The organism is Xenorhabdus poinarii G6 (genome assembly GCF_000968175.1).
GTDB lineage: Bacteria > Pseudomonadota > Gammaproteobacteria > Enterobacterales > Enterobacteriaceae > Xenorhabdus > Xenorhabdus poinarii.
In genome coordinates this window covers 1,500,360-1,522,585 of sequence record NZ_FO704551.1, presented here as the reverse complement: position 1 = coordinate 1,522,585, position 22,226 = coordinate 1,500,360, and the positions used below count along the sequence as shown (strand labels likewise).

Below are 22,226 nucleotides of genomic sequence, written 5' to 3'. Positions count from 1 at the left end.
TCCAGAATTCTCGCTAAAATACACTACTTTTTTGCAAAAAGATTAATGCGCATGTGAATATTGTTGCAAAAAAGTTATTTTTCTGCATTTTCTTTTCTGAATGCGATTTATTAAGAAGATTCTTAATGAATAAACTCATTTATTAAATTAACATTCATTTCATCGAAACAAATGTTTCCCAGTGTATTGCCTACTCAGGCTATAACGCCATAGTCTGAGTTCAATGAAGTAATATATATTGCTGTGTGTAGTCTTTGCCTGTCAGCCCATGATAGGCTTTTTTTTTATATTTATTTTTACTTTCTCTGTCATTAATCATCTGTACTAAAAAAGATCATTTAACCTATATTCCATGTGTATTCATATAGAATATAAAAGCCTGTAAGCAATTCTAACAGGCTTTTAAATTTAAATTCGATTAGTGATCTTCAGCTAAAGAAATCCACGTTTTCACGACAGTATCAGGGTTCAACGATAGGCTATCAATGCCTTCTTTCATTAACCATTCCGCAAAATCTTCATGATCAGAAGGACCTTGTCCACAAATACCCACATATTTCCCCTGACGCTTCGCCGCCTGAATAGCCATAGAAAGCAATTGTTTCACTGCATCATTGCGTTCGTCGAATAATTCGGATACCACACCAGAATCACGATCTAATCCCAAAGCCAATTGGGTCATATCATTCGAACCAATGGAAAAACCGTCAAAATACTCAAGGAATTGATCGGCCAATAACGCATTCGATGGAATTTCACACATCATGATAATTTTTAAGTTATTTTCACCACGTTTCAAGCCTTGAGAAGCCAACTCTGAGACAACCGCTTCAGCCTGAGCAACGGTGCGTACAAACGGGATCATGATTTCAACGTTAGTCAACCCCATCACATTACGTACTCGTTTAACCGCTTCACATTCCAACGCAAAACATTGACGGAAACTGTCAGAAACGTAACGCCCAGCACCACGGAAACCCAACATCGGGTTTTCTTCGTGAGGTTCATACTTCTCGCCACCAACCAGGTTCGCATACTCATTAGATTTAAAATCGGATAAGCGAACAATCACACGCTTAGGCCAGAAGGCGGCTGCCAGCGTTGCAATACCTTCGGTTAATTTCCCCACATAAAACTCAACAGGATCATCATAGCCAATCATCAATGAGTTAATCTGTTCTTGCAACTCAGGGGATTGCTCAGAGAAGTCGAGTAGCGCACGCGGATGCACACCAATCATGCGGTTAATGATAAACTCCAGTCGAGCCAGGCCAACGCCCTCATTTGGCAAACAGGCAAAATCAAATGCGCGATCAGGATTGCCCACATTCATCATGATCTTCACATCCAGTTCCGGCAATTGATCAATTTGGGAACTCTGAACGCTGAAATCCAATTTATTCTGATAAACATACCCCGTATCACCTTCCGAACAAGACACGGTGACTTGCTGGCTTTCTTGCAAACGTTCAGTCGCATCACCACAACCAACAACGGCAGGAATACCCAATTCACGAGCGATGATGGCAGCATGACAGGTACGTCCCCCCCGATTTGTCACAATGGCAGACGCTTTTTTCATGATCGGTTCCCAATCGGGATCAGTCATGTCAGTGACCAACACATCACCCGCTTGAATACGATCCATTTCACTGAGATTATGGATAACCTTGACGGCGCCAACTCCAATGCGATGCCCAATCGCCCGACCTTCCACCAAAACGTGCCCCTGCTCGTTAAGTTGGTAGCGTTCCATGACCTGCTGATTTGAACGAACCGTTTCAGGGCGAGCCTGCACAATATATAACTGGCCATTGTGTCCATCTTTCGCCCACTCGATATCCATCGGACGGCCATAATGTTTTTCGATTAATAGCGCCTGTCTGGCTAATTCTTCGACTTCATTGTCGGTCAGGGAGAAACGATGGCATAACTCATCTGGGACATCTTCCGTACGGACTTGCTTGCCATGTTCTTTGCTATCTGCATAGACCATCCGGATTTTTTTAGAGCCAAGGTTGCGGCGCACTATTGCAGGACGGTTATTTTTCAGCGTGGGTTTATGGACGTAAAATTCATCAGGGTTTACCGCTCCTTGTACGACCATCTCGCCCAGACCATAAGCGGATGTAATAAATACAACCTGATCAAAACCGGATTCTGTGTCAATTGTGAACATCACCCCGGATGACGCTAAATCAGAACGCACCATGCGCTGCACGCCCGCAGAAAGTGCAACACCGCGATGGTCATACCCCTGATGAACACGATAAGAAATCGCGCGATCATTAAACAATGATGCAAAGACATGTTTGATAGCGATCATCACCGCATTAATGCCTTGCACATTCAAGAAAGTTTCTTGCTGTCCAGCAAACGAGGCATCCGGCATATCTTCTGCTGTTGCAGAAGAGCGCACAGCGAAAGAGGCATCCGGCTCACCTTCAGACAATTGCAGGTAGGCATCACGAATATCTTTTTCAAGTTGGGCGGTAAATGGGGTATCAATCACCCACTGCCGAATCTGTGCGCCAGCTTTAGCTAATTGATTAACATCATCTACATTGGTTTCATCCAGCAATTGATAAATACGCTGGTTTACACCACTTTGTTCCAGAAAATCATTAAATGCCTGTGCCGTGGTAGCAAAACCATTGGGAACTGATACACCAAGTTCAGCCAAATTGGTAATCATCTCGCCAAGAGAGGCGTTTTTCCCCCCGACCCGATTAACGTCATTCATACCTAATTGGTTATACCAGAGCACATTGCTTGAGGTGAGGCCGCTATTGGACATGAGAAACTATCCTTTTTTATATTCGGAAGCACAAATCGGAAAATTGATGCTGTTCTTCACAGCAGAAAATAGCCTAACACATTGTGTTGCCAGATATAGAAAGGTGAATCGATCAACCCAACAATATTATTTTTTTACAGCTATCATCTGAAAAACTTGATACGCTGATACCGTTTGAGAGGAATACAATTAAAGAGATAAAGAAACTATGATAGATACACATCCCTCCCTCGTCCCCAAAGACCCTTTATTCGAACGCAACGTCTTTTTTATTTCTGACGGAACAGCAATTACAGCCGAAGTATTAGGTCACGCGGTACTATCCCAATTTCCCATTACCATCACTTCCTATACGCTACCTTTCGTGACAAACCAAACCAGAGCTGAAGAAATCAGGGATCAAATCAACGCGCTATATCAGCAAACCCGAATCAGACCATTAGTTTTTTATTCCATCATTTCAGAGGAGGTCAGACGTATTATTACCTGTAGCGAGGGATTCTGTCAGGATATTGTTCAAACCCTGGTGGCACCATTACAACAAGAAATCGGTTTAGAACCAAAGCCTGAATTACATCGGACTCACGGCTTATCTAAAAAGAACCTGGGGCAATATGATGCACGCATTGCTGCCATTGATTACGCCCTCGCCCATGATGATGGCATCTCATTACGCAACCTGGAACACGCTCACGTTATTATTCTCGGCGTATCCCGTTGTGGAAAAACACCCACCAGCCTCTATCTCGCCATGCAATTTGGTATTCAGGCGGCAAACTATCCTTTCACCTCGGACGATATGGATAATCTGCAATTACCCGCAGCATTAAAACCTTTTCAGCATAAATTATTTGGCCTAACGATCAGCCCTGAAAGGCTGGCAGCGATTCGTGAAGAGCGACGGGAAAATAGCCGTTATGCTTCATTACATCAATGCCGGATTGAAATTGCAGAAGTTGAGGCTTTATTCCGAAAAAATAAGATCAATTACCTGAATACGACCAATTATTCTGTCGAAGAAATTTCGACCAAAATTATTGACTGTATGGGACTGAAACGTCGTATGTTTTGACTACCAAATACCAGGGGTTTAGCAAAATTTATTCTCGACACTGTTTTGCACAAATATCATGATTCTCTGTTGAATTTGTTAGAAGTTGAGTTATTGTGATTTTCCGATCACACCAGACACCGTCTCAATGTGAAGTAGAATTCGAGAAAGTATATGTACAAAACAGATGAATTAAGAACCCACCGTATTGATCGTTTGATAACACCTACAGCACTTGCAAAACAATATCCTATATCAGATAAGCTATTGCAGAATGTGACCGGGTCACGAAAGCGGATTGAATCCATCCTGACAGGCCATGACCAACGTTTATTGGTCATTATTGGTCCCTGCTCCATTCATGATGTTGATGCCGCCCTTGATTATGCCGCCCATTTACGTGCTCTGCGCGCAAAATATCAACATAACCTAGAAATCGTCATGCGAACTTATTTCGAAAAACCGAGAACAGTGGTCGGCTGGAAAGGTTTGATTTCAGATCCCATGTTGGATGGATCTTGCCAGGTTAATAAAGGGATCTCCCTTGCCCGTAAGCTCTTGATTGATATTAATGCGTTAGGTGTTCCTACTGCTACAGAATTTCTGGATATGGTCACCGGTCAATATATTGCCGATTTAATTAGCTGGGGAGCAATTGGAGCCAGAACAACAGAGAGCCAGATTCACCGGGAAATGGCTTCGGCCTTGTCATGTCCTGTTGGTTTTAAAAATGGAACGGATGGCAATACGCTCATCGCTATTGACGCCATACGGGCAGCTCGCGCTAAGCATACTTTTTTATCCCCGGATAAAAATGGCCAGATGACTATCTATCAGACCCACGGAAATCCTCATGGGCATATTATTATGCGTGGCGGGAAAAAACCGAATTACAGTGCCGAAGATATTGCCACCGCCTGCCACAAATTACGTGAATTTAACCTGCCTGAACGTTTGATTGTGGATTGTAGCCACGCTAATTGCCAGAAAATCCATCGTCGTCAACTGGATATCGCAAGAAATATTGGTGAGCAAATTCAATCTGGCTCATCGGCGATTGCGGGTGTCATGGCGGAAAGCTTTTTAGTTGAGGGAACACAAAAAGTGATCAAAGGAGCATCTCTGACATACGGACAATCCATCACCGATCCGTGCCTTAGCTGGCAAGATACGGAAACATTTATCAGTATCCTGAACGAAGCGATGGAAAATCGTTTCTGAATTCTGTCCGTATTCTGGCTTCTGCTGATTATTGAAGCCAGAAATCATGAAATAAAACAAATTAAAATCAATAAATTACCTATCTATTTCAGGGGCAAAAAAAATAACTTGAAGTTACCCATCATTGAAACGATAATTATTCTCAATATTAAAATAATTATTGTTCAAATCTGGTTATGGAAAAATTAGCCCATTGTCAACGTTACAACACCAACCGCCTACGGCAGCAGATTATTCCTGAACTATCCAACGATTTTGTCAAGATTAATGGTCAACGGCTATTGGAAAAACCGCATGCGACAGAAATTGGCTATCAAAGCAGCTTTCGACCAAATCCAGCAAATTTATTCTGACGTAACACGCGATCTGACAAGCTCACCTGCCAAATATCAGCGGGATGTTCGGTTATTTGTATTAATACACAGGTTACGGGGTGAACGATTTCTATATCAGCTATCGTGGCAATGACACATTCAAAGGGCTGACTACCTCCGTTGTACTGGGTAATGCTTTTGATAAAGCCTATTACTCATCACAAGGGGCACTACAGCGTGGCCGTAATGCGAAATTGTTCGTCAGCTACCAGTGGTAAATAACAAGCAGTATTATTGTAAAAAAATGATCTTTAAACACCCTTTTCAAGGAGCTAGCAACTGTGAATCCAACTCTTTATGAACGTTACTTACAAGCCAAAGCAGAAAACAAAGCCAAATACGCACGCGATCTGGCCGCTTATCTTAATGTCAGCGAAGGAGAGTTATTGCATAGCCGTGTCGGTATTGATGCAAAGCGTTTAAATATTGATGCGCCTACTCTGCTTCAGGAACTGGCCGCAGTTGGTGAAACCAAGGCGATTACCCGTAATGACTTCGCCGTTCATGAACATATTGGACGCTACGAGAATACAAAATTCAGCCCACATGTCGGTTTGATCCTCAACCCACGTGAGCTTGACCTACGCCTATTCTTTGACCACTGGAGTAGCGTTTTCTCTTTAGTTGAACCAGCTCAAAATGGTCTGCGCCACAGCATTCAATTTTTTGATCGCCAGGGTGATGCATTACATAAAGTTTATGCAACCCGTAATACTGACATGGCTGCATGGGAAGCCCTGATCGAAAAATACCAGACCAATGAAAATCCTGCTCTGGTGATCCAGCCGGAAGAAATCCCTGAGCATGCGGAAGTCACCGACCAACTGAAAGTACAGCTAGATGAAGAATGGCGCGCAATGACTGACGTTCATCAATTCTTTATCATGATGAAACGCCACAATCTTAATCGCCAACAAATTTTCAACGCAGTGAAAGAGGACTTGGCATATCGTGTTGATAATTCAGCATTAACTAAACTTGTTGAAGTCGCTCATCAAGATCAAAATGAAATCATGATCTTTGTCGGAAACCGTGGTTGTGTTCAGATTTTCACCGGCAAACTGGCGCGTCTGATGCCTTATCAGGCAGAAAATTCTCATCAAAAATGGCTCAACATTTTCAACCACAATTTCACTCTGCATCTGATTGAAAGTGCTATTGCCGAAAGTTGGGTAACCCGCAAACCAACAGACTGTGGTTTTGTCACCAGCCTGGAATTATTTGATGCAAATGGCAATCAAATCGCCCAACTGTATGGTCAGCGTACTGAAGGCACGCCTGAACAAGCCCAATGGCGCGAACAGATCGCCGCTTTGCCTAAACTGCAACCAGAACAGGAAACGTGTCTAGCATGAAAAAATGGCTTCTAACATTTATGCTGACCCTCTCTTGCAACGCGTTCTCTACTGAACGCATTGTGACAATTGGTGGCGATGTGTCTGAAATTGTTTTTGCTCTTGGCGAAGGACAGCATGTTGTTGCAAGGGACAGCACCAGCCTAAACCCCAAAGCACTGCTTTCTCTACCCGATATCGGGTATATGAGAATGTTGAATGCAGAAGGGATTTTATCCATGCGCCCCTCACTGGTGATCACCAGTGAATCAGCTCAGCCTTCTCTGGCACTCAAGCAAGTTGAAGATTCGGGTGTAAAAGTCATTAAAGTGACCAGCGAAACCTCGTTAGAAGCCGTTCCTGAAAAAATTATGACCGTCGCCAGGGCGGTCAACCAGGAAAAACGGGGTCAGGAACTGGTTGCCCAATATCGGCAACAGTTAGCCAGCATAACCACGTCTGCGATTCCCACTAAAATCGTTTTTGTCATGAGTCACGGTGGTATCATGCCAATGGCGGCGGGGCAAGAAACAGCAGCAGATCAGATTATCCGCACCCTTGGTGCAAAAAATGCCATGCAAGGCTTTAAAGGATACCGTCCATTATCGCAGGAAGGGGTTATTGCCAGTAAACCAGATTTGTTACTGATCAGCACCGAAGGGCTAAAAACGTTGGGGGGGATGGATAAAGTCTGGCAGCTTCCCGGATTAAGTTTCACGCCAGCTGGAAAGAAAAAACAGGTTGTGGTAGTTGATGAAATGGGTTTGCTTGGGTTTAGTTTGCAAACACCAACGGTGATGAAACAAGTCCGTGATGTTGCGGAGAAAGTGCAATGAGTCGTTCTCAATCCCCCACTTTGGGTTTGATGATCCTGGGGGTGTTGCTGTTCTTTTTAGCAATCAGCTCAGCAAATATGGGAGCATTACCGCTTTCCTTTAAAACACTGTGGGAGTCCTCTTTGGAGGACACTCAGTGGCAGATTTGGTTAAACATTCGATTACCACGTATCTTGCTGGCGATCCTGGTCGGCATTGCACTGGCTGTATCCGGTGCCATAATGCAAGGGTTATTTCGCAATCCTCTGGCTGACCCGGGCTTACTAGGGATCAGTAGCGGGGCGGCATTGACTGTCGCTATGGTGATTGTTCTGCCTTTCAGTCTACCCGCCAGCATCGCGTTATACGGGCATATTGTTGCTGCTTTTATTGGCAGTTTATGGGTATCATCCCTGATATTTATTCTTAACAAATATAACCACGGTAATCTGTCAAAACTACTACTTGCAGGTATCGCCATCAATGCATTATGTGCATCATTCATTGGCGTATTGAGTTATATCAGTAACGACCAACAATTACGCCAGTTTTCTATTTGGATGATGGGATCACTTAGTCAAATAGCGTGGCCAACCCTGACGATTACCGCATTATTTATTATTCCCGTTTGTATACTGGCGTTTAGCCAGTCCCGGAAACTCAATTTACTGCAATTAGGCGATGAGGAAGCCCACTATTTAGGCGTTAATGTCCAACGCACAAAATACCAATTATTACTGCTAAGTGCCTTATTAGTCGGCTGTGCGGTTGCTTTAACGGGTGTCATTGGTTTCATTGGATTAGTTATCCCGCACCTTGCCAGACTCAAATTCGGAGGGGATCATACCTGGTTACTGCCGATATCTGCGCTGGGAGGGGCATGTCTTTTGTTAACAGCAGATACATTGGCCAGAACATGGGTTTCTCCTGCTGAAATGCCGGTTGGTCTTATCACAGCGTTGATCGGCGCCCCCTATTTTTTATGGCTTATTCTTAAGCCATCAGGAGGCCGTTTATGATGAAACCGAGCATATCAACTCCTGTCATTGAGGCTCGAAATCTGCATTATTTCATCGGGCAGCGCCAAATAATCAACGATGTTTCTCTTTCGATTCGTCAAGGCGAAGTTGTCGCAATTATTGGTCCAAATGGAGCAGGAAAATCCACGTTATTGCGTCTGTTAACTGGCTACATTCCCCCCAATGCAGGACTCTGCTTATTAAAAGGCATCCCTATTTCTCACTGGCCAACTCAGCCATTAGCTCGCATTCGCGCAGTCATGCGGCAATACAGTTCTCTCTCTTTTCCTTTTAGTGTGGAAGAAGTCATCGCCATGGGGCGTGTTCCCCACGGAAATGCGCACAAGATGACCGCCATCGATGAAGCCATTGCGTTAACAGAATGTGAGGAACTGAGAAGCAGGAATTATCAGCACCTATCGGGGGGAGAGCAACAGCGGGTTCAACTGGCAAGGGTTTTGGCTCAACTTTGGCATCCTGAGCCAACAGAATCTTGTCTGTTTTTGGATGAACCCACGTCAGCATTGGATCTTTATCACCAGCAACATACCCTGCGACTGGTTCACCGCCTAACGCGGCGGCAACCCATTGCTGTCTGTTGTGTACTCCATGATTTAAATCTTGCGGCACTCTATGCTGATAAAATTATTCTGCTGCACAAAGGGCGATTAGTGGCATCCGGCACACCACATGATGTACTGCGTGACGATATTCTTAAACAATGGTATCAGGCCGATTTAGGGGTGATGCAACACCCTGAAACTGACCAGCCACAAATTTATCTCAGACAATAACTTATTTTCCCCTCGCCATGCGAGGGAAAATAAGGATCGGGAAGAAGATTCAAAGAAAGTCATAATCTACGCGCCTGCCAAAAGACACGCCGCCAATACACATTATCAAGAGAAGAACGGATGACCCCTTTGCTTGTGGATGCATGAATAAATTCATGGTGCGTATCATAAATCCCCACATGCAATTCACTTTTACCACCCCCCGTTTTGAAAAAGACCAAATCCCCCGGCATCAGATCATCTTTGCTGATCCGTGTGCCTAATTTGGATTGTTCGCTAGTCGTCCGAGGCAACAGAATATTAAAACGGTCATGAAAGGTTCGGTAAACAAAGCCAGAACAGTCAATCCCATGTTTATTCAAACCACCGTAGCGGTATGGCGTATTATGCCACTGTTCAAATTGATCTTTTAACTGCGAGATAACCATGATGGGATCAGAGAGCGCCGCCTTCGACGCCGGCGAATGAGATTTGGGAACAGGGCTAGAACAGCCTACGATAAGCAAACTCAATAATAAGCACACATGCCTCATTCTTATTATCATCTGCTTTCCCTCAGTCAACATAATAGAAACATATAGAAATAATAAACTTTATCAAAATCATTAATGCGATCGTTTTGTTTCCGGCCTACTAATGAGCCAAATGCCCAATAGAATAAAAAAAATACCCAATATCTTTAACAACGAGAGGGTTTCATTAAACCAGGGTAATAGAACAGCCATTAAAAAAACAGAAACATAGCTCAGGCTGATCATGGGGTATGCTTTATTCAATGGCAAGTATTTCAAGGTGAAAAACCAACATAGCATGGACAGTGCATAACCCGCCAACCCTGCCATCATCATCAGCAAAAGATGATAATTTGCCCAAAGCCAGTCAGTATCCAGCCAATGTCTTGACAACGAAAAATCTGCCAGACGGACAACGCCCCATTTCAATAATAATTGTGCCGCCGTGATCAATAAAACACTCGCCACACCCCAGAGGTAACCCTTCATTAACTCAAACTCATTAATAGAATCCCAACCATAATTGCCAAAACCCCCAGCCAGTGTTTTAGCCCCACTTTTTCCCGATACAAAAACTGCCCCATTAAAGTCACGACAACAAAATTAATACTAAGCATAGGGTAAGCAATACTGAGTGGCAAAAATTGCAATAATCGCAACCAAAATATCATCCCAATACCCAACAGAAGAATCGCACTAAATAACCACATCACCATAGAAACCCTTTTATAGGGAGTCTCTTTCTGCCAACACATCACCGCCTGTTTCTGACATAACTGCCCCAGGCAGGTGAGTAAACTGACTAAAATCAATAAGGTTATATTACTGCTCATCACTGTTTTTTATAAATCATAAGTACAAGCCTATTGCTACGTCGTACAACGTCTGGCTCGGGTAATTCAGGCAATTTCTCCTGTGCAGATAAGAGAAAAACAATGGCAACCTGACCTTCTTGACGCGCTTTCGCTAACCACGCAGGTAACGCGGTATCTGTGATATATCGATGTTGGCTATCAGGATAATTAAGCCCATACTCTAATTCCCCAGTACGATCAAATAGATAAATATCACTGCGTTTTAATTCCCACGCAATTGCGGCACCAACGCCAACAGATCTAACCAGGATATATTGACTGTCTGCTAACTCTTTTTCATTTTGTTGGATGAAATGCTGCGGAAGTTTGGCGTTTATTATCCGATCAGGTAATGCACGGCCTATCGACAGGCTGAGCATAATGGAGCAAGCCGCCGCCCATAACCAATATTTACCATTACGCATGAAACACAGATAACCCACTGTCCCCCAAACGCCAAAGGCAAGAATTCCTGTGATCCATTTCAACCACTCTGTCGGCTGATAAAACGGGGGGGTTTTTAAGTATTGCAAGGCAAACAGGATCAAAATGGCAAGCAATCCGATGAAGACATTCACCAGCCCATTTGTTCTCAACGCCTTCATATTGCCATTTTTAACACAATCAACACCATATTTTGCCATCATCAACGCTAAAGGGCCGATAAAAGGTAAAACGTAAGTCGGCAGTTTCCCTTTTGCGATACTAAAAAATATGAATGGGATCACAAACCAACAAAACAGGAAAAACATTTCTGGATGACTTTTTTTCTCCTTCCAGCTCTTAATCAAAGCACCAGGCAGTAATCCTAACCACGGGATCACCCCCAGGATCAATATCGGTAAGTAATACCAAACGGGCGCTATATGCTGAGCATTTTCAGAAGCAAAACGCTGGATGTGTTCGACCCAAAAGAAATAATGCCAATAATCCGGTTCACGCAGAGCAATAGCAATCACCCACGGTAAACTAATTAAAATAGCAGAAAGGACGGCAAGAGACCCGAAACGCACCATTTCCTGAAACCGCTTCAGATACATTGTGATCGGTATCATGGCTAACACGGGCAGCGCAAATGCCAAAAATCCTTTCGTCATAAAAGCCATACCACAAGTTAACCCCAAGACGCACCAGGCCAGGCTCCGCTCTTTGGTCGTAACCGCCTTGAGTGTCCAATAACAGCTCACGATCCCTGCTGTCACCCATAAAGAGAACATCGGATCGAGCACACTATAAGAACCAATGCTCAGGACAATAAACATGGAAATATAAATCAGGCTGGAGACAAACGCAGTCTGACGACATTGCCACATCATCATGGCCAAACGAGCCAAAAGCAACGCACTGATGAGAATGCTGAACACGGAACCAAAACGAACAGCAAAATTATTGTCACCAAAAATCCATTGGCTGATATTGTTCACCCAATACCCTGCTACGGGTTTTTCAAAATAACGAACATCTAAAAAGTAAGGGACTATCCAATCGCCACGTTGCAACATTTCCCGGCTAATTTCCGCATAACGGGTTTCATCTGGCTGCCATAATAGACGGCTGTTCAGAGGCAATAAGTAAGTAAGAACAAAAAAAAGAGCCATCAAAATGGCTCCTGCTTTACTCGTCCTAATATTCAACATGTTTACGTTACACCTCTTGTTGACAACCTAACCAACCTTCACGACCGGGAAAATCCGAGCGAACAATTTTCCCGACAGGCAGTGAATCTCTATTTTCTGGTAGTAACTGACTTAATTTACAAAATTTAATATTGTGTTGATAAAGCATATTCAGCAAAGTTTGAAACTGTAAAGATTTCGACATTCCTTCGACTTCGGTGTGGATCGTATAAACAGGAACACCTTGATCATGTTTGATGGCATCAAGAATAAAGTGATTAAAATTCGCATCGTTGACTAATGTCCCCACAACTTCATCATAGGTGGGTAATGTGACAGGAATTTGTACGGTACCTACATGCCCATCAGGTAACAGTGGCCTGAATGGATGTGTTCCCCGACAATCACTGTTGTAATCAAAATTAAACGGTTGTTTGACCGCCACGACACGTTCATCCGCCCGCCACCCCGCAACGGCTGAACAAGTGACAACCTTCCCAGTTGCCTGTTCTAACGCATCGACGCCTAATTTTACTTGTTCTGCTAATTCATCTTCTGACCAGCGTTCCACTTTCGCCTGCCAGGCTTGATGATCCCAGGCATGCAAGCCGATTTCATGACCTGCATCCATCGTTTGCTTCATCAAATGCCCCAGATCTTTTGCAATCTTCTTCCCCGGCCAGGCCGTACCCGCCAACAAAATATCCAGACCATAAAGTGCTGTGGCATTTGATCTCAGCATCTTCCAGAAAAATTTAGGACGCAACAACCGCCATAAATGACGCCCCATATTGTCTGGGCCGACACTGAAAAAAAAGCTGGCTTGAATATGGTGCTTTTGTAAAGTCTCAAGCAACCGTGGTACACCTTCCTTAGTGCCCCGATAAGTATCTACATCAATTCTCAAACCCACTTTCTTCATGGCATTATTCCTTCTCTGCTGCCTAAATTTTTACTTGGTTTTTAGTGTGTTCTGTTGAATTCTTCAACTGCGCCACGAAGAAAGAAGTCCAATGTTTCATCGATGGTTTGCTGCATATCAATCGTGGGTTTCCAATTGATCAGACGCGCGGCGTTTTTAATGCTCGGTTTACGGTGCTCAACGTCCTGATAACCTTGTCCATAATAGCTGCTGCTTTCGATCTTCTTGAATCCGGCAAATGGCGGAAAATGCCCGCGCAGCTCATGTTTCTCAAAACTCGCCAACAGCATTTCAGCCAGATGGCGAATACTCGCTTCGTTTGCCGGATTACCAATATTTATGATTTGGCTATCACATAACCCATCCCGGTTTTCAATGATCCTAAACAGTGCTTCAACACCGTCATGAATATCCGTAAAACAACGTTTTTGCTCACCGCCATCGACCAATTTAATGGGGGAACCTTCTACCAAGTTCAGAATCAATTGGGTAATGGCTCTTGAACTACCAATACGCGCCGAGTCTAGATTATCTAGCCTTGGTCCCATCCAGTTAAATGGACGGAATAAGGTAAATTTCAATCCCATTTTTACACCATATGCCCAAATGACACGATCAAGCAATTGCTTAGAAACGGAATAGATCCAACGCTGCTTATTGATCGGCCCGACAATCAGACGAGAAGTGTCTTCATCGAATTCTTTGTCATCACACATGCCGTAAACTTCCGATGTTGACGGGAAAATAATCCTTTTATTGTATTTAACACAATAACGAACAATTTTAAGATTCTCTTCAAAATCTAATTCAAAGACGCGTAAAGGATTACGGGTATATTCAATCGGAGTCGCAATGGCGACTAATGGCAGAATGACATCACATTTTTTGATGTGATATTCAATCCACTCAGTATGGATGCTGACATCGCCTTCAATGAAGTGAAAGCGGGGATTACCAATAAATCGTTCAATAGCGGAAGAGCTAATATCCATCCCGTAAATGTCATAATTGCCATCACTTAACAATCGTTCAGTCAGGTGATTGCCGATAAATCCATTGACGCCCAGAATCAGTACACGTTTACGGCGGTTAACTTGGGTCGTTGCTTTCGAGCCAACATAGCCGCCTGCCACAACGCCCATTTCAAAAGCCAGTCGGTTACCTTGGACATAAAGTCCTGACTCGCCTTGTCCGCTAATAATTTCCAACGCCCCATCACCACAGGCAATCACCAAGGGATCAGTCGATATGACCGTGCCAGGGCGTTTTGCATGGTTCTGATTAAGTGGGCGTGAACGCCAGATTGTCATCTTACGTTCACCCAAAAAAGTAAATGCACCCGGATAGGGTTCTGTCACAGCCCTGACTAAGTTATTAATCTCTTTGGCTGGCTGATTCCACACGATCTCACCATCTGCAGCCGTACGACGGCCAAAATAAGTTGCCTGGCTTTCATTCTGGGGTGTTGACGGATAGTGACCTGCTTTGATTTGAGGCAGAATGCTATCGAGTAATTCAACCGCCGCCGTGCGTATTTTTCCATGGACGGTCAGCGCCGTATCATTTTCTCCAATCGGAACAACCTGTTGCGCGATAATATCTCCCGCATCCGGTTTTTCCAGCATTTTATGTAATGTGACGCCTGTTTGGGTTTCGCCATTGAGAACGGCCCAGTTAACCGGGGCACGCCCCCGATATCGTGGTAACAAAGAGCCATGAAGATTAAATGCGCCTTTTGCAGCCAAGGATAAAATGTCCTGACTCAGCATGTTGCGATAGTAAAAAGAGAAAATGATATCCGGCTTCATCTCGCGAATGCGCTCAACCCACAGTGGATGACTGACATTTTCTGGCGCAAACACGGGTAAATTCAAATCAGCGCCGACGCGCGCAACAGACGAAAAAAAGTGATTTTCATTCGGATTATCCGTGTGGGTAAAGATTGCCTGAATATCAAAACCCGCTTTAACTAATGCATTAAGTCCAACACAACCAATATCATGATAGGCAAAAATAACGGCTTTCATTAGTTTTCTTCCTGATTATTATTGGTCTTTTTAACGCCGACCACTTTTTGAATAAAATAACGCGGACGGGCACGAACATCGTTATATATCCGGCCAATGTATTCCCCCAGTAATCCCATGGCGACAAATTGGGCACCAATGAACATGAAAAGAATAGCAAACAGGGTAAATACCCCTTCCGCAGCCCAGATCGATCCAAATATCAGGCGTAGCGCAATCAATAACATCGCTAACAGAAAACCAGTGATGGCAATGACACTTCCCACGACACTCAATAACCGCAATGGCGCGGTTGTTAAGCACGTCAGAAGGTCATACATCAGGTTGATCAAGTTCATCAAGCTGTACTTGGAATCCCCGAATTCACGCTCGGCATGGGCGACATCAATTTCGGTTGTTTTGCGCGCAAAGGTATTGGCAAGAATCGGAATAAACGTACTACGTTCATGGCACTGGAGCATGGCCAGCACAATATGGCGTCGATAGGCTCGCAACATACACCCATAATCCCCCATGACACGCCCCGTCGCTTTGGTGATCATTGCATTGATTATTTTTGATGCGGTTTTACGAAACCAGGAATCTTGCCGATTAGCCCGACGCGTCCCGACGACGTCATATCCCTCTTCTGCCGTTTTAATTAAACGGGGAATTTCTTCGGGCGGATTTTGCAAATCCGCATCAAGGGTAATAATCAGATCACCATCAGCCTGGTGAAAACCGGCCATAATGGCTGAATGTTGCCCATAATTACGGTTAAGTAAGATCGCTATTACATGATTTTCAGGAGATTCAGCTACCTGAGTTAAGATGTCAGAAGAGCTATCGCGGCTGCCATCATCGACCAGAATTAATTCGTATTTCTGTTCTAGTTTTTGGCACACGGCAAGCGTTCTTTCCAATAACTGAGGCAAACTTTCTTCCTCGTTATAAACAGGAATAACGATAGAAACTTTTTTAATCTTCTCAAATATCACTTAATTATGCTCCGCAAGAATTGTCGTGATTGCATTCACAACACGATCTACATCGTCATTATTCATATCCGGGAAAAGAGGTAATGAACAAAGTGTTGACGAATTCCACTCAGTGACAGGCAGGGAAAGTTGTGGGTAACGCTCACGATAATATTTCTGTGTATGTGCGGCTCTAAAATGCAAGCCTGTCCCAATATTGTGATCCTTTAGGCATGTCATGAAAGTATCGCGGTCAATTCCACATCTATTTTTATCAACACGTACCATAAAAAGGTGATGGGAATGCAAATGTGCATATTCAGGCACTTTCAGCATTTGCAAAGGAGAATGACTCAAGGCAGCAGAATAGCGGGCAACCAATGCGCGACGACGTTCATTCATTGAGTTCAGCTTGCCGAGCTGCACAACCGCCATCGCAGCATGAATATCTGACAGATTATATTTAAAACCCGGTTCAATAACCTCTGCCTGAGGTTTTCTCCCCTGAATTTGTCTATCAAAAGCGTCAACCGCCAGCCCATGAAATTTCAAACAACGGAGCCGTTGGGCAAGCTCATCATCATCTGTCACTAACATGCCGCCTTCAGCACAGGTCATATTTTTAATGGCATGGAAAGAAAAAATAGCGCTACCCCGCTCCCCTACCCATTCATTTTTATAGCGGGTACCGACTGCATGAGCAGCATCTTCAATCAGGGGAATATTGGCTTCTTGAGCAACAACGCGAAGCGCATCAAGGTCACAAGGTGCGCCCGCATAATGGACAGGAATAATCGCTTTGGTCTTTGATGTTATTGCTTTTCTGACGGTTTCTGCTTTGACCATTAATGTATCACGGTCAACATCAACCATAACCGGTTCGGCGCCCAACAAGCAGATCAGATTAATGGTGGAAACCCAAGTTAGGGAAGGCGTAATAACTTCATCACCCGGGCCGACGCCCAGCGCTAATAAAACTAAGTGCATGCCCGCTGTCGCAGAACATAGCGCAATCGCATGTTTGCAGCCAAATCGAAGAGAAAAATCCTGCTCTAACTGATGGTTTTGTGGGCCTGTCGTGATCCAACCTGAATGTAAAACCTTCTCTATTGCTGCTATCTCTTCTTTGCCAATGGCAGGACGAGAAAAAGGCAAAAAACTATCTATCAAAGAACCGCCCATAATAAAACCATCCATCATCGCTTTATGCGCTTGCACATTCCGAAATTGTATTTAAATTGATCTATTTTAACCCGAAAATGTTCAAAAAAACATCAACGAAAAATAAATTCAGATCAACCAAATACCAAGAATAGATAGCAGGTATTGATTATGGTCAGTTTCACTTGTGGCAATTATACTTGGTTGACCCTCCATAATTTATAGTCACCATTTTTGATATGTCCAATATTTGCTTCAAAAATTTCAGATAAATTCCCATTTGTCATTACATTCTGTGGCGTACCCGATGCTAACAATTTTCCATGTAAGAGCAACCAGACCTCAGTGGCCTGTTCGTAAGTGTGGTTAAGATCATGGCTGCTCAATAATACCGTTCCCCCCAATGCACAAAATCTTTTTATTAAGTTATCCAGAATGGCTTTTTGGGTGATATCGAGGTTATTGGTTGGTTCATCGAGTAAAAGTAAGCACCCATCGGGATTTAACTCCGGCCATATTTGAAAAAAAACGCCGGCTAATCTGACACGTTGCCACTCCCCGCCAGAGAGTTGCCCCATTGATAACGCAAGCAACGGAAGGAGTTTCATTTGCTGGCAAAGTTGATACAACACCTGTTCACTCTGAACCAACGATGCGCTTCCAGGACGGAACAGAGCTAAATACTGAAAAACCGGCATGATAGGAACAGAAGCCGATTGAGAAAACCAGGCTCGATGTGTCGCCAGCTCATGCGGGTGATAATCCCGCAAGTTCCGGCCATTCAAGCGAAGAGTACCACGATAAGGCAAAACACCCGCCATTACCGAAAGCAGTGTGCTCTTCCCTGAGCCATTTAACCCAACCAAATGAATTTGCTTTCCAGCCGTAACAGATCCAGACAACGAACGTAATCTGTTGGTAACCGTTATATTATCCAGCGCCAAAATCGGCTGACCGATCATGTTATTATCCTTATCGCCTTGCCCACATTCATAACCAAGAATGGTATTGCTTTAATAGTGACGTGTTCTTAATAACAACCAGATAAAAACCGGAGATCCTAACGTCACCGTGACAACCCCAATAGGAATTTCGGCATGAGATAATGACAGGCGGGAAACTAAATCTGCTAACAATAAACCACTGCCCCCTGCCAATGCACTAGCCGGAAGCAAGGCTTTATGATCAGTCAATCCCATCAGCCTTAAGATGTGAGGGATCACCAAGCCAATGAAACTGATCGCTCCTGCAAGGGCCACACTCAAACCAACTAATAGCCCAATCACCGAGACAAATACATTACGCCATTTGTGGTGAGAAACACCCAGTTGTCGGGCCTGTAATTCCCCCAGAGAGAGGTAATTCAAAATATGACCTTTGCCACTCAACCCTAAGATGGCAGGCAGCAATGCAATAACCAACCATTTTTGGCGCCAATCAATGCCGCTGAAACTTCCCATCATCCAATACATCAATTGTCGGAGATCCAAACTTGTACTGAAATAGACCATCCATGTCATCAACGCACCAAAGATCACACCAAAAGCAACACCAATCAATAATAAGCGGGTATTGGTCATTTGATATTTTCTGGAAAATCCCAACAAAATAGCCGTCATAAAAAGCGCCCCAAACACAGCGCCAAGACTTAATAACCATAATGGTGCAACACCCTGGAAGATAAGGATTAAACAGACAACCACCACTCCGGCGCCATTACTGATCCCAAGTAATCCCGGCTCTGCCAACGGGTTTTCAAACAAAGCCTGCATAATTGCCCCTGACAGCGCCAGACTCGCACCAACAGCCATGACGGCAATCGCTCTAGGGAGTCTCAATTGCCAAATAAATAACCGGGCAGGCTCCGATAGCCATTGATCCGGCCAAAACCAGATTTCACCGGCACATAATGACAAAATAAAAAGAAGGATGAATAGAACAGACAACATTGCCATCACGCGATGGTTACGCTTTCTCTGATAGGAGATCAACTCATAAACTGAGCGCATGTGATATGAAACCATTGAGAGAAAAAATAAGAAAAAGACCGCATATTGCGCGGCCTTTTTATGCACTTATTCTTTGGGTAATGCTTTTTCCACCCGATTCTTCAGTTTTTGACCAGGGCGGAAAGTAACAACACGGCGAGCCGTAATCGGAATATCTTCGCCTGTTTTCGGATTGCGGCCAGGGCGTTGATTTTTGTCTCGCAAATCAAAGTTGCCAAATCCAGATAATTTTACTTGCTCCCCATTCTCCAAAGAACGACGCACTTCTTCAAAGAAGATCTCCACCAGATCTTTAGCTTCACGTTTGCTAATACCCAGTTTTTCAAACAGTTTTTCAGACATTTCAGCTTTAGTTAGCGCCATAAGTTCAGTCCCTCAAGGATGCTTGGAATCGCTGTGCTAATGCAGTTACGCATTTGTCGACAGTCGCAGAAATTTCTTCTTCCTCCAGTGTACGCATGGTGTCCTGTAGAATTAAGCTAATAGCAAGGCTCTTATAGCCTTCCGCGACCCCTTTACCACAATACACGTCAAACAAGTTTATGCCAACTATATGATTTACGCCAACTTTCTCACATTCGGCCAACACATCTTCTGCTGCTACATTTTCTGGCACAACGATGGCGATATCACGACGGTTCGATGGGAAGCGAGAGACTTCCTTCATCTCAGGGATAATGCGATCTACCAGACTGCCCCACATTAACTCGAATACGACAGTACGGCCATTTAAATCCAGTTTACGCTCTAGTTCTGGATGAACAACACCAATATAACCAATATAACTATTTCCTAAATAAATCCCAGCGCTTTGCCCAGGATGTAAAGCTGAATGTTCTTCTGCTTTAAAGGAAATGTCAGGTAGTCTACCAGATAATTCTAAAACGGATTCTAAATCACCTTTCAAATCAAAGAAATCAACTGATTGTTTTTCAATCGACCAGTGTTCTTCGAAACGGTTTCCGGCAATAACACCACCGAGCATTAATTCTTGACGAATGCCCTGTTCCGCTTTTTCATCAGGGACAAAACGCAGCCCTGTTTCAAATAAACGGACTCGGCTTTGCTGGCGGTTTTGGTTATAAGCAACCGTTGCCAGTAACCCTGTCAGCAGAGACAAACGCATCGCTGACATATCCGCCGAAATGGGATTAGGCAGGATCAGGGCTTCTTCCTGTGGGTGAAGATATTGCTGAATCTTAGGATCAACGAAGCTATAAGTAATCGCTTCTTGATAGCCTTTATCCACCAACATTGTTTTAACCCGCTTCAGTGACAAATCCGCTTCACGATGCGACGTCATTATCAGATCTGCACGGACAGGTACATCAGGAATGTTATTATAACCGTAAATACGGGCAACCTCTTCCACCAGATCTTCTTCGATCTGCATATCAAAGCGCCAGCTAGGTGCTACAACCTGCCAACTCTCATGTCCGACAGTGACTCGGCAACCCAAACGCGTCAGGATATCCGTTACCTGCTCATCAGCAACATGATGACCAATTAGACGATCCAATTTGTTGCGGGTAAGCGTCATCGTCGCGGGTTTGGGCAAGTGAGATTCGCTAGTAACATCAACGACTTCCCCGACTTCCCCACCACAGATATCGATCAGTAACTGAGTGGCATATTCCATCGCTTTATATTGAAGCTGTGGATCAACACCCCGTTCAAAACGATGGGAAGCATCGGTATGCAAACCGTAACGACGAGCACGACCCGTCACTGCCAATGGTGCAAAAAAGGCGCACTCTAGCATAATATGCTGCGTTTCCGCATTAACACCTGAATATTCTCCACCGAAAATACCTGCCATTGCAAGTGGTTGCTTTTCATCAGAAATGATAAGTGTTTCAGCAGAAAGTTCGACTTCATTGCCATCTAATAAGGTAAGTTTTTCACCTTGCTCAGCCAAGCGAACAATAATTGATCCATTTAACCGTTCTAAATCGAACGCATGTAACGGTTGGCCTAACTCAAGTAAAACATAGTTGGTGATGTCAACAACCGGATCGATAGAACGGATGCCCCCACGGCGCAGTTTTTCCTGCATCCATAATGGCGTAGTCGCCCTGACGTTCACGTTCTTGATCACACGCCCTAAATAACGTGGACAAGCTTCAGGCGCATCAACACGAATAGGGAATGTCGCATCTGTCGTGGGTTTAACCGCTTCGATTTTCGCTTCTGTTATCGACAACTTATTGATAACTGCAACATCACGGGCCACACCCATAATGCTCAGACAATCAGCGCGGTTTGGTGTGATACTGATTTCAATCGCGTTATCATCCAGCTGCATATAATCACGCAGATCAGTCCCAATCGGAGCATCTGCTGGCAGTTCGATAATGCCATCCTGATCATTAGGAATACCCAGTTCTGAAAATGAACACAGCATTCCTTCTGACGGCTCTCCACGCAGTTTCGCGGACTTAATCTTGAAGTCACCCGGCAGCACCGCCCCGACTGTCGCAACAGCGACACGAAGCCCCTGCCGACAATTGGGTGCACCACAAACAATATCCAACAAACGTTCACCGCCGACATTCACTTTTGTAACACGCAGTTTATCTGCGTTTGGATGTTGCCCACATTCAACAACTTCACCAACAAAAACGCCGTGGAATTGACCTGCCACTTTTTCAACACCATCGACTTCCAAACCCGCCATGGTGATTTGATCAGACAATGTTTCACTACTAATGGCAGGGTTTGCCCACTCGCGTAACCAGAGTTCACTGAATTTCATGAGATATAC

The 22,226-nt window shown here is 44.2% G+C and carries 20 protein-coding genes; 7 read left to right on the top strand and 13 right to left on the bottom strand.

What is annotated here, in order from left to right:
- Positions 1-418 precede the first annotated feature (418 nt).
- On the bottom strand, positions 419-2,797 hold the full coding sequence (gene ppsA, locus XPG1_RS07060) for a phosphoenolpyruvate synthase (RefSeq protein ID WP_045958450.1): 2,379 nt from the start codon (positions 2,795-2,797) through the stop codon (positions 419-421).
- Positions 2,798-3,005: 208 nt separating this feature from the next.
- On the opposite strand from ppsA, the gene ppsR reads away from it, so the two are divergent.
- From ppsR to XPG1_RS07030, 7 genes are all read left to right on the top strand, one after another.
- Positions 3,006-3,869 (top strand): posphoenolpyruvate synthetase regulatory kinase/phosphorylase PpsR, encoded by an 864-nt coding sequence (gene ppsR / locus XPG1_RS07055; RefSeq protein WP_045958449.1) that lies wholly within the window; start codon positions 3,006-3,008, stop codon positions 3,867-3,869.
- 153 nt (positions 3,870-4,022) lie between these two features.
- The gene (locus tag XPG1_RS07050; protein WP_045958448.1) at positions 4,023-5,069 is read left to right on the top strand and encodes a 3-deoxy-7-phosphoheptulonate synthase; all 1,047 of its coding nucleotides are present in this window, start codon (positions 4,023-4,025) and stop codon (positions 5,067-5,069) included.
- Positions 5,070-5,502: 433 nt separating this feature from the next.
- Positions 5,503-5,661 (top strand): hypothetical protein, encoded by a 159-nt coding sequence (locus tag XPG1_RS18385; protein WP_157879456.1) that lies wholly within the window; start codon positions 5,503-5,505, stop codon positions 5,659-5,661.
- Between the two features lie 63 nt (positions 5,662-5,724).
- Positions 5,725-6,798 carry a hemin-degrading factor gene (locus XPG1_RS07045; RefSeq protein ID WP_045958447.1) on the top strand — a complete coding sequence of 358 codons (1,074 nt, stop codon included), beginning with the start codon at positions 5,725-5,727 and terminating at the stop codon, positions 6,796-6,798.
- Positions 6,795-7,613, top strand: a complete 819-nt coding sequence (locus tag XPG1_RS07040) for a heme/hemin ABC transporter substrate-binding protein (protein ID WP_045958446.1) — start codon at positions 6,795-6,797, stop codon at positions 7,611-7,613. The genes XPG1_RS07045 and XPG1_RS07040 overlap by 4 nt, the downstream gene beginning before the upstream one ends.
- Complete coding sequence (locus tag XPG1_RS07035; RefSeq protein WP_045958445.1) at positions 7,610-8,611, top strand: FecCD family ABC transporter permease; 1,002 nt, start codon at positions 7,610-7,612, stop codon at positions 8,609-8,611. Before XPG1_RS07040 ends, XPG1_RS07035 begins: the two co-directional genes overlap by 4 nt.
- Positions 8,608-9,405: a heme ABC transporter ATP-binding protein gene (locus XPG1_RS07030; protein ID WP_436286822.1), complete on the top strand. Its 798-nt coding sequence runs from the start codon at positions 8,608-8,610 to the stop codon at positions 9,403-9,405. Before XPG1_RS07035 ends, XPG1_RS07030 begins: the two co-directional genes overlap by 4 nt.
- Before the next feature lie 59 nt (positions 9,406-9,464).
- Here the strand turns inward: XPG1_RS07030 and XPG1_RS07025 are convergent, their stop codons facing one another.
- From XPG1_RS07025 to pheT, 12 genes are all read right to left on the bottom strand, one after another.
- Entirely contained in the window at positions 9,465-9,950 is a 486-nt protein-coding gene (locus XPG1_RS07025; RefSeq protein WP_045958444.1) for a C40 family peptidase, read from the bottom strand.
- 60 nt (positions 9,951-10,010) lie between these two features.
- On the bottom strand, positions 10,011-10,406 hold the full coding sequence (gene arnF, locus XPG1_RS07020) for a 4-amino-4-deoxy-L-arabinose-phosphoundecaprenol flippase subunit ArnF (protein ID WP_045958443.1): 396 nt from the start codon (positions 10,404-10,406) through the stop codon (positions 10,011-10,013).
- Positions 10,406-10,750 (bottom strand): 4-amino-4-deoxy-L-arabinose-phosphoundecaprenol flippase subunit ArnE, encoded by a 345-nt coding sequence (gene arnE, locus XPG1_RS07015; protein ID WP_045958442.1) that lies wholly within the window; start codon positions 10,748-10,750, stop codon positions 10,406-10,408. The genes arnF and arnE overlap by 1 nt, the downstream gene beginning before the upstream one ends.
- Positions 10,750-12,408: a lipid IV(A) 4-amino-4-deoxy-L-arabinosyltransferase gene (arnT, locus tag XPG1_RS07010; protein ID WP_045958441.1), complete on the bottom strand. Its 1,659-nt coding sequence runs from the start codon at positions 12,406-12,408 to the stop codon at positions 10,750-10,752. The genes arnE and arnT overlap by 1 nt, the downstream gene beginning before the upstream one ends.
- Positions 12,409-12,415: 7 nt before the next feature.
- The gene (gene arnD / locus XPG1_RS07005) at positions 12,416-13,309 is read right to left on the bottom strand and encodes a 4-deoxy-4-formamido-L-arabinose-phosphoundecaprenol deformylase (RefSeq protein ID WP_045958440.1); all 894 of its coding nucleotides are present in this window, start codon (positions 13,307-13,309) and stop codon (positions 12,416-12,418) included.
- Between the two features lie 41 nt (positions 13,310-13,350).
- Entirely contained in the window at positions 13,351-15,336 is a 1,986-nt protein-coding gene (gene arnA / locus XPG1_RS07000; RefSeq protein ID WP_045958439.1) for a bifunctional UDP-4-amino-4-deoxy-L-arabinose formyltransferase/UDP-glucuronic acid oxidase ArnA, read from the bottom strand.
- On the bottom strand, positions 15,336-16,313 hold the full coding sequence (gene arnC / locus XPG1_RS06995) for an undecaprenyl-phosphate 4-deoxy-4-formamido-L-arabinose transferase (protein ID WP_045958438.1): 978 nt from the start codon (positions 16,311-16,313) through the stop codon (positions 15,336-15,338). The genes arnA and arnC overlap by 1 nt, the downstream gene beginning before the upstream one ends.
- Positions 16,314-17,459: a UDP-4-amino-4-deoxy-L-arabinose aminotransferase gene (arnB, locus tag XPG1_RS06990; RefSeq protein WP_045960550.1), complete on the bottom strand. Its 1,146-nt coding sequence runs from the start codon at positions 17,457-17,459 to the stop codon at positions 16,314-16,316. It lies immediately after the preceding gene.
- Between the two features lie 188 nt (positions 17,460-17,647).
- Complete coding sequence (gene btuD, locus XPG1_RS06985; protein ID WP_045958437.1) at positions 17,648-18,415, bottom strand: vitamin B12 ABC transporter ATP-binding protein BtuD; 768 nt, start codon at positions 18,413-18,415, stop codon at positions 17,648-17,650.
- A gap of 51 nt (positions 18,416-18,466) precedes the next feature.
- Positions 18,467-19,462, bottom strand: coding sequence for a vitamin B12 ABC transporter permease BtuC (gene btuC, locus XPG1_RS06980; RefSeq protein ID WP_157879455.1), 996 nt, complete (start codon positions 19,460-19,462; stop codon positions 18,467-18,469).
- Between the two features lie 66 nt (positions 19,463-19,528).
- Positions 19,529-19,825, bottom strand: coding sequence for an integration host factor subunit alpha (ihfA, locus tag XPG1_RS06975; RefSeq protein ID WP_045958436.1), 297 nt, complete (start codon positions 19,823-19,825; stop codon positions 19,529-19,531).
- 4 nt (positions 19,826-19,829) lie between these two features.
- Positions 19,830-22,217 carry a phenylalanine--tRNA ligase subunit beta gene (gene pheT / locus XPG1_RS06970; protein WP_045958435.1) on the bottom strand — a complete coding sequence of 796 codons (2,388 nt, stop codon included), beginning with the start codon at positions 22,215-22,217 and terminating at the stop codon, positions 19,830-19,832.
- Between the last annotated feature and the right edge of the window lie 9 nt (positions 22,218-22,226).